This window comes from Winogradskyella vincentii (assembly GCF_020166345.1).
In the GTDB taxonomy this organism is placed as follows: Bacteria; Bacteroidota; Bacteroidia; order Flavobacteriales; family Flavobacteriaceae; genus Winogradskyella; species Winogradskyella vincentii.
Window position 1 is genome coordinate 125997 of record NZ_JAIUJS010000007.1, and the last position, 8862, is coordinate 134858.

An 8862-nucleotide genomic window follows, 5' to 3' on the forward strand; every position below is an offset into this window, starting at 1 on the left:
AATTGAGCAAATTCACATAAAATTAGGATTGAAATGGACAATATTCAAAAAAACTTTGAGACAAGATTTACAGGTTGGGCTTTTATATTGGCCGCAATATTATTGTGGTTTGGTTGGGCATTGTCTCCACATCATATAGGAGAATATATTGTTGCCTCGGATTTTGAAGCGATTGGCGAAAGTGTTTGGACTTGGATTTGGATTTACCGTATTCATATTTTTGGCTGGGTTACAATGGGTATTTCTTTATTTGCCTTGGTAGCGGCTACTGCTCGAAAACCATATAGAGTTATTATTTTACCTGGAGCAGGAATGGTTATAATTGGCACATTTACATTGGCAATTGCAAATGCCTATTTCTATAATTTTGGAGCTTGGGGTGTAGGAGAAACTGCTGGAAAAACTGCAATGGAAATTGAAGCATTTGTCAATGATATTTTATATACAAACCAATATGTTACATGTTTTATTAGATTTGGGCGTGTTTTCTCTGGCGTAGGATTGGTACTATTAGGATTTGCATTTATAAAATGGCATATGGTGAGTAAATTGTTAGGATGGTTTACTGCTCTTTTAGGATTAGCAGCGATGGTTGTTATTATGGGTATTCCTGATAATTTTGAAATTTACAAACCACTATTTCATGTTAAGGTATTATGGTTGGTTGCAATGGGTGCCGTGATTTTAAAAAATGGAATTAATTTGCCAAAAATTGAAGAGTAGTCTATTGGCGCTATAAAATGATATACAACTAATCCTTTATTCTCTATATAAAAAGTAGTTGTTTACCAGTTTTATATATTCCTGTTTTGCTTCGTCTTGACTAATATCCTGTACTTGAAATAATGCATTTGTTTTAAATGCATTTATGATTGGCTTTCTACTATTTGGCCTTCCATAGTCATTTGTGGCTTTTTTATAATAGGCATAAAGACGTAACAGAAAATCTGCTGGGAAAGGTTCTGTGTGTTTGTTTACACGCTCTACAGCATCCCTAAATTCTATTTCTAATTCTTTTGCAGTCATTACATTTCTGCTATAACACTTTCGCCACCTCGAACTTTTTGATTCAGTTCAACTTTTATCTTGGCATCTAAAGGTAAAAATAAATCTACACGCGAACCAAATTTTATAAATCCAGAATCGTCACCTTGTGATACTAAGGAATTGGGCTTTGCATAGTTAACGATCCGTTTTGCTAATGCTCCAGCTATTTGTCTATAAAGGACTTTGCCAAATGTTTTATTTTCAAGTACAACTGTTGTACGTTCATTTTCTTCACTAGCCTTGGGATGCCATGCTACTAAATATTTTCCAGGGTGATATTTTGAAAATGCAACATTTCCCGATATAGGATAACGTGTTACATGCACATTTAAGGGAGACATGAAAACGGATACCTGTATGCGCTTGTCCTTAAATACTTCCTTTTCAAATACTTCTTCAATTACAACAACTTTTCCATCTACAGGTGATAAGGCATGAGTATCATCAGCGTGAGTATGTCGTTTTGGATTTCTAAAAAATTGAAGTATGAGTATGAAGAAAATTAAGACCCCAATCATTAAGCTTTTTCTTAGCCATTCAATAGTAATAAAACCATCTATTAAGAAAAATAATCCTACAACAATGATTAGAGAAACAAATATAATTTTATGACCTTCTTTATGAAACATAATTTAAAATTCTAAGGAATAAATAAATAAATGGTGATGCAAAGATAAGACTATCTAATCGGTCTAGTAAACCACCATGACCTGGCATAATTACACCACTGTCTTTAACACCAGCCTGCCGTTTAAACTTAGATTCAATTAAGTCTCCAAATGTCCCCATCACACTAACAATTATTGCTAAAATTAGCCAATTGGTAGAAGTTAGAGTTTCAGTATAATAGAATATAAAGTAACTGGAAACACAGGCAAAAAACAGCCCACCTAAAAATCCTTCAACAGTTTTTTTTGGTGAGATACTTGGGAATAACTTTTGTTTTCCAAAATTCTTACCTATAAGATATGCGGCACTATCATTAACCCAAACTAGGATAAATCCACCTAACAAAAGAAGAGGGGTAAAGCTATTGTTATAATTAGCGATTAATAACATAAAAACAAATCCACTTGTTAAATAGAATGTGGTTAAAATAAATCGTTTTGATTCAAAAAGCGGAATGTTATTTTCTGTGAATAAATCTTTAATTAAAAGAAGATTTACAAAAATTGTAACCACAAGTAAAATTTGAATAACCTCGTTACTGGTTGATATGTTTTTCCATAAACAGATATACCAAAATGTAAAATAGATTAATAGAAATAGTGCATATTGAATATAGGAATTAAGTTTTATCAACCTACTGAATTCCACTAGGCTCAAAATGCCGAAAATAGCCATTACAAATACCAAACCTGTTTGATAGTACAACGATCCTAGTAAAAGTAATACATATATAATCCCAGAAATGGCTCTAATGGATAGCTCTTTCATTATAAATCTTCTAATAGAAGTAAGTATAAGTTTTTGGCGCTGCTACCGTAAGTTAAGAAGTCTTTATCTTCTGCAGCCTTAAAATGTTTGATGGTAGTAATGTTTGTTGGTATAGTAGCTTTGCTTTTTTCCTTTATGCCCTTTAGTCCTTCACCAATGCTCTCTACAAATTGACTGGTAGTTGCATAAATTATGAAGTTGTGAGGTAATTCCTTTAATTTTTTCTCGGCAATCTGATTTGATGAGATTAATAGCGATCCGTCATCTGAAATTAAATACTCACAAGTCGAAAGAAAATATGATGTCTCAGATATTTTTTTAGATTTTTTAAGATCAAATCCTTTAAATAATTCTTCTAATCTTTCGTCAATAATAAAGGCCTTCTTATTGTGCCAATCATTTTCAATTAGAATTGAATTAAAGCTATCCTTAATCTCATCCATATTTTCGCAATACAAAAACTTACCACCATTAGCTTTGAAATTTATTGTAAATCTCTCATCAGCAGGCAACTTGATTTCTGGCATATACTTGCCACGCTCTTCATTTGGTATAGTTTCTTCAGAAGGATCCTTTTTTTTCCCGAAGAGTTTACGAAATAAGCTCATTCAATTGTCGCTATTAATGCTGTAGTTAGTGTATTTATCAAATATAAAAAAACTTAAATTAACATTTAGTCAATTTAAGTTTTTTATAAGATGTAAAGCGTCTCTATTCTTCTTCTTCGGTTAGTTTTTCATCCTTATCATAGGGACGTTTTCCAAAGATTTTCTCTAGATTATCTTTAAATATTACTTCTTTATCTAATAATACTTCAGCGAGCTGAGTCAGTTTGTCTTTATTTGCAGCTAATAAATCTACTGCTCTATCATATTGTTTCTCAATGATATCAGAAATTTCTTTGTCAATTAACTCAGCCGTTTGTTCACTATAAGGTTTAGTGAAACCGTATTCTGATTGACCTGATGAATCATAGTAAGTTAAATTACCTACTTTTTCACTTAAACCATAGATAGTTACCATAGCTCTCGCTTGTTTTGTAACTTTTTCTAAATCACTTAATGCTCCTGTAGATATTTTGCCAAAAATAACCTGCTCAGCCGCTCTACCACCTAAGGCAGCACACATCTCGTCTAACATTTGTTCAGGTCTTACAATAAGGCGCTCTTCTGGCAAATACCATGCAGCACCTAGGGAGCGTCCTCTTGGTACAATGGTTACTTTTACTAATGGAGCTGCATGTTCTAACATCCAACTAACGGTTGCATGTCCTGCTTCATGGAAGGCAACAGCTCGCTTTTCATCTGGAGTAATTATTTTATTTTTCTTTTCTAAACCACCTATAATTCTATCTACGGCATCCAAGAAATCCTGCTTGTTCACAGTTTTGTTACCTTTTCTCGCTGCAATTAATGCGGCCTCATTACATACATTCGCAATATCTGCTCCAGAAAAACCAGGAGTTTGTTTTGCCAAGAAATCGATATCTAAAGAATCATCTTTTACAAGTGGTCTAAGATGAACCTCAAAAATCTCTTTACGCTCTCTTACGTCTGGTAAATCTACATAGATTTGTCTATCAAAACGACCTGCCCTCATCAACGCACTGTCTAACACGTCAGCTCTATTGGTTGCTGCTAATACAATAACATTTGTATTTGTACCAAAACCATCCATTTCTGTTAAGAGCTGATTTAGAGTATTCTCCCTTTCATCATTAGAACCTGAAAAATTGCTTTTTCCACGGGCTCTACCAATTGCATCAATTTCATCAATAAATATTATAGAAGGTGATTTCTCCTTTGCTTGTTTAAACAAGTCTCTGACACGAGATGCACCAACACCAACAAACATTTCAACAAAGTCAGAACCTGATAGTGAGAAAAATGGTACCTGTGCTTCACCAGCAACAGCTTTAGCCAATAAGGTTTTACCTGTTCCCGGAGGTCCAACTAACAATGCACCTTTGGGAATTTTACCACCTAGCGCCGTATATTTTTCCGGGAATTTTAAAAAGTCTACAATTTCTTGTACTTCTTCTTTTGCGCCTTCAAGTCCGGCAACATCCTTAAATGAAGTTTTAGTATCGGTTTTTTCATCAAACAGTTTGGCTTTGGATTTACCAATATTAAATATTTGGCCTCCAGCGCCTCCGCCACCACCAGATGACATTCTTCGCATTATAAATATCCAAACACCTATTATGAGTATAAAAGGTAAAAGTGTAAGAAGAAAATCTCCCCAGACATTTTGTTCTGTTTCATATTTTACTTCAGTAGTAAGGTTATTGTCTTGTATACTTTGCCTTATATCCTTTTCAAAGTTTTGTAAATCACCGAATTCAAATTTATAATTAGGAATAGGTGAAACAGAAGGTAGTATTGACTTTGGTCTCGATTTTTTATGAACTTCTAATTGTTGTGCCTCTTTTGTTAAATAAACGCGTGCTTCTCTTTTATTGACTATTTCAACCTTAGCAACATCTCCGTTATCTAAATACCCCAGAAATTGAGCTGGCGTAGTTTGCATACCAGTTGAACTAGCGAAACCACCAGAAAATAGTTGTATTGATAAGAAAACAGCGATTATCACGCCATATACCCAATACGGGCTTACTTTTGGTTTCTTGTTTAAATTTTTATTATCCTTTGCCATTCGTAGCTTTTCTCTTTTTAATAACTCGTTTCAATTTGGGTGGTTTTAGCATCGCCCCAAAGACTTTCTATATCGTAATATTCGCGTACTTGTTTTTGAAAAACATGTACAACCACATTTACATAATCCATTAATACCCATTCTGCATTGTCTTCTCCTTCGACATGCCATGGTTTATCCTTTAAGGTTTTACTAACTTGTTTTTGGATGGAGTTAACTATTGCGTTAACCTGAGTGTTTGAAGTACCTTCACATACAATAAAATAATCGCAAACGGTATTTTCTATTTCTCGTAAATCTAAAATTGTGATCTCTTTACCTTTTACCTCTTCAATACCACTAATTATTGTTGTAATGAGTTGGTCTGCACTAGGTTTTTCTTTCGTCATTAATTTAATTTAAATTTATGCAAAGTTATTATTTTTTTAGTTCTTGTAAGTTGTATTTATCATAAGAAAACTATAAAATAAAACCCCTTTTTGATATGTATATAATCAAACTTGATGCCATTGGCTCTACAAATGCCTATCTAAAGGAATTGACCTTAACGTCAATACCTCAAGATTATACGGTTGTTGTATCAGAGCATCAAACAAATGGAAGAGGTCAAATGGGGACAAAATGGGAGACCGAAGCTGGTAAAAACCTCACTGTTAGTGTCTTTAAGAAAATTTCGAAGCTTAATATTCAGGAACAATTTTATATAAGTATGTGTGTTTCTTTGGCCATTACAGAAACCTTAAGAAAGTTTCAAATTAAACAATTACGTATAAAATGGCCTAACGACATTTTGTCAGCAAATAAGAAAATTTGTGGCATATTAATCGAGAATATAATTAAGAACAATTATATGGTTGGCTCAATAATTGGTATTGGACTGAATATAAACCAGAAATTTTTTAATGATTTAAGCCAAGCGTCATCATTAAGTTTACTAACAGGAATTATTTACAGTAAAGAAGAAATTTTGTCTGAAATATTAAAGCAAATACAATTTTACTTTGATTTGCTTGAATCAGGTAAAAAGTCGTTTATTAAAAATAAATATGAAAATCAGTTATTCAGAATGAATAAGCCATCTACATTCAAATTAAATAATGACGAAACACTTTCTGGAATTATTAAGGGAATAGATAATGTAGGCAAACTAATTATCTGGACTGAAGACGAAATTTTTAGAACTTTCGATCTAAAGGAAATTAAATTACTGTATTAAATTGCGGTTTTCATGTTCGTCGCTAAAGTCTCTATGAATTTACTTATTGGGCCTTTAATCATCATTGCCATCATAGCGTTAAATTCTCCCTGAAAAGATAATTGAACCTCACTTTGGTTTTCCGAGATTTCTAAAATATGACTAGTCAACGAAAAATCTAATTTGCCACCTGCTGCCCCAAGTACAATCTTGCTATGTGGTAATTCTTCTTTCTTTTTTAAAACAATTTCGGGCATTCCCTTTAAAGCAAAAACAAATTTATCATTTTCTAAAACTTCAAATTTGCTAATGTTCTCTGGCATAAGAGATTCAAAATTCTCAACTTGGGATAAAAAATTAAACGCTTCTTCTGAAGTTTTATCTAATGTTACTTTTGGTGATTCTAAATTCATAAATTGTATTTTACAATAACTACATCAATTTGCGTTCCATTCGCTTGGATTTGCATTCCACTGTGCTAAAATGTCTTGTTGCTTTGCTGTAATATAATTAGTGTCTAGTGCTTGTTCTAATAGGGTTTCATAATTACCAAGGGTGTGCAACTCAACATTGGCTTTTTCAAAATTTTCTTTTGAAATTTCAAATCCATAAGAAAAAATACCAACCATACCCTTAACAGTTACATCAGCTTCATGCAAAGCTTTTACAGCGTTTAAACTACTTTTTCCTGTACTAATTAAATCTTCAACCACAACTACATTTTGTCCTTTTTCAATATATCCCTCAATTTGATTTTGCCGACCATGTTTCTTTGCCTCTGGTCTAACATAAATGAAGGGAAGATTTAAATATTCAGCCACTAATGCACCAATGCCTATTGCACCAGTTGCCACACCTGCAATTACGTCTGGTTTGCCATAATATTCCTCTATATGTTTTGCCATTGTTTCTCTTACATAATTTCTAATTTGAGGGTAAGAAAGAACAATTCTATTATCACAATAAATTGGTGATTTCCAGCCAGAAGCCCATGTAAAAGGGTCATTAGGTTGTAATTTTATTGCATTGATTTGCAATAAAACTTCGGCTGTTTTTTTCGCTGTTTCCTTGTTAAAAATCATGATGCAAAATTAATCAAATTAAGACGTAATAAAATTTTAAACTTAAATAAATTATAATTTAAAGTTGAACGCTTAAAAAATTATATTTTTACCGTATAAAGTAATTAAGCGTATTTTTAATGTATACTGTTTATGTAAGTAATAAACCTATAATCTTAACGACTAGGATTGAACCTGAAACTGATTTCAAGTCATTTCTTCTAAAGTCAGTTAATATAGGAAAGGTTATTAAAACTTTAAATTCTACAAATCTAAAGGGTGTGCATCTTATTCATAAAAACCCTGACAAATTATTATCTGGATTTTTGAAGTTGCTTCCTAATGTCATTGCTGGTGGTGGCAAAGTGTACAATACCAATAACGAAATACTGTTTATTTATCGAAATAACAAATGGGATTTGCCTAAAGGCAAAATAGAAGGTAAGGAATCCATACAAGAAACTGCCATTAGAGAGGTAGAAGAGGAAACTGGTGTTGAAGGCTTAAAAATCACTAAAGAACTACCTACAACGTATCATATTTTTAAACGTAATGGTAAGCATAAAATAAAAATTACTTATTGGTTTGAAATGAAGACCAATTTTAATGGTAAACTATTTCCTCAAGAAAAGGAAGGTATAACTAAGGTAAAATGGCTTAATGATCAAGATTCTCAAAAAGCATTAAAAAATAGTTATGCTAACATAAAAATTTTGGTTTAAACCAATTATCCTAATTATTATACACTTTATCTGATTTCCTGTTAATATATCATAAAATTTTAGCGGAAGAAATAAATCATTTTGCATTTTGTTTAACTTTATGTAGTAAAACATTAAACAAAAAAGCAATGAGAAACAAGTTACTTTTCCAGACCCCAAATCTGAAAATTAACCTATTTGTTTTAATGTTGAGTTTATTTATTTCAAGTTTTGCTCAAACTGATTCTAGATGGTGTGGTAACATCGATAGTTTTGAGTTTTCAAACGGAAATGAATCTATATCAATAGAAAATTATGGTACTTATAATCTTAATGAGTTGCCAGAAGGATTTTACTTAAATGCAATAACTAGTGGCTATTCACAAAGTTTACGCTACAAAGTGTCTAACTTAGATACGGATGAAAATTTTCAGATAGTCGAAAACCTTCTTCCATACACATTTCCTGCTGGTAATAATGCTTGGAATATAGGGCCTGGTTCTTTTAGAGTTAAGGCAACTTTGCATGCATTTGATCATGGTTTAGGTTGGTCATGTGATACAGATTATATTGTTTTCACAATAACTGATGAAGAATCATGTCTTGCTGACGCTGGAACGCTGACTGCAACTTCGGCACAGGTATGTTCAGCGGGAGAGGTAACGATATCGGCACATCCAAACGGAGATGCAGTGGTACCAAATGATTATTCGGTACTTTATGTATTGACACAGGGCGAAGGCCTTGTAATACAACAGGTAAACAC

At 32.6% G+C, this 8862-nt stretch carries 12 protein-coding genes; 4 read left to right on the forward strand and 8 right to left on the reverse strand.

Annotated elements, in window-relative coordinates; genetic code table 11:
* Positions 1 to 33: 33 nt before the first annotated feature.
* Positions 34 to 723, forward strand: a complete 690-nt coding sequence (locus LBV24_RS12585; RefSeq protein WP_224479013.1) for a hypothetical protein — start codon at positions 34 to 36, stop codon at positions 721 to 723.
* Between the two features lie 36 nt (positions 724 to 759).
* On the opposite strand, the gene LBV24_RS12590 is transcribed toward LBV24_RS12585, so the two are convergent.
* The 6 genes from LBV24_RS12590 to rsfS form a co-directional block, all read right to left on the reverse strand.
* Complete coding sequence (locus LBV24_RS12590) at positions 760 to 1026, reverse strand: acyl-CoA-binding protein (protein ID WP_224479014.1); 267 nt, start codon at positions 1024 to 1026, stop codon at positions 760 to 762.
* On the reverse strand, positions 1026 to 1676 hold the full coding sequence (locus LBV24_RS12595) for a phosphatidylserine decarboxylase family protein (protein WP_224479015.1): 651 nt from the start codon (positions 1674 to 1676) through the stop codon (positions 1026 to 1028). The genes LBV24_RS12590 and LBV24_RS12595 overlap by 1 nt, the downstream gene beginning before the upstream one ends.
* Positions 1666 to 2484, reverse strand: coding sequence for a phosphatidate cytidylyltransferase (locus LBV24_RS12600; RefSeq protein ID WP_224479016.1), 819 nt, complete (start codon positions 2482 to 2484; stop codon positions 1666 to 1668). The genes LBV24_RS12595 and LBV24_RS12600 overlap by 11 nt, the downstream gene beginning before the upstream one ends.
* Entirely contained in the window at positions 2484 to 3092 is a 609-nt protein-coding gene (locus tag LBV24_RS12605) for an LUD domain-containing protein (protein WP_224479017.1), read from the reverse strand. Before LBV24_RS12605 ends, LBV24_RS12600 begins: the two co-directional genes overlap by 1 nt.
* A gap of 103 nt (positions 3093 to 3195) precedes the next feature.
* Positions 3196 to 5139 (reverse strand): ATP-dependent zinc metalloprotease FtsH, encoded by a 1944-nt coding sequence (gene ftsH, locus LBV24_RS12610; RefSeq protein ID WP_224479018.1) that lies wholly within the window; start codon positions 5137 to 5139, stop codon positions 3196 to 3198.
* Positions 5140 to 5156: 17 nt separating this feature from the next.
* Complete coding sequence (gene rsfS / locus LBV24_RS12615) at positions 5157 to 5528, reverse strand: ribosome silencing factor (protein WP_224479019.1); 372 nt, start codon at positions 5526 to 5528, stop codon at positions 5157 to 5159.
* A gap of 95 nt (positions 5529 to 5623) precedes the next feature.
* On the opposite strand from rsfS, the gene LBV24_RS12620 reads away from it, so the two are divergent.
* Positions 5624 to 6355 (forward strand): biotin--[acetyl-CoA-carboxylase] ligase, encoded by a 732-nt coding sequence (locus tag LBV24_RS12620; protein ID WP_224479020.1) that lies wholly within the window; start codon positions 5624 to 5626, stop codon positions 6353 to 6355.
* Here the strand turns inward: LBV24_RS12620 and LBV24_RS12625 are convergent.
* The gene (locus tag LBV24_RS12625; RefSeq protein WP_224479021.1) at positions 6352 to 6747 is read right to left on the reverse strand and encodes an SRPBCC family protein; all 396 of its coding nucleotides are present in this window, start codon (positions 6745 to 6747) and stop codon (positions 6352 to 6354) included. The two genes, LBV24_RS12620 and LBV24_RS12625, sit on opposite strands and share 4 nt — an antisense overlap.
* 24 nt (positions 6748 to 6771) lie before the next feature.
* A complete protein-coding gene (pyrE, locus tag LBV24_RS12630) occupies positions 6772 to 7416 on the reverse strand; it encodes an orotate phosphoribosyltransferase (RefSeq protein WP_224479022.1) in 645 nt (214 codons plus the stop codon).
* Positions 7417 to 7535: 119 nt separating this feature from the next.
* On the opposite strand from pyrE, the gene LBV24_RS12635 reads away from it, so the two are divergent.
* Together LBV24_RS12635 and LBV24_RS12640 are read left to right on the forward strand one after the other, a co-directional pair.
* Positions 7536 to 8117: an NUDIX hydrolase gene (locus LBV24_RS12635; protein WP_224479023.1), complete on the forward strand. Its 582-nt coding sequence runs from the start codon at positions 7536 to 7538 to the stop codon at positions 8115 to 8117.
* Positions 8118 to 8245: 128 nt separating this feature from the next.
* On the forward strand, positions 8246 to 8862 hold a 617-nt coding region (locus tag LBV24_RS12640), incomplete at its 3' end, for a hypothetical protein (protein WP_224479024.1).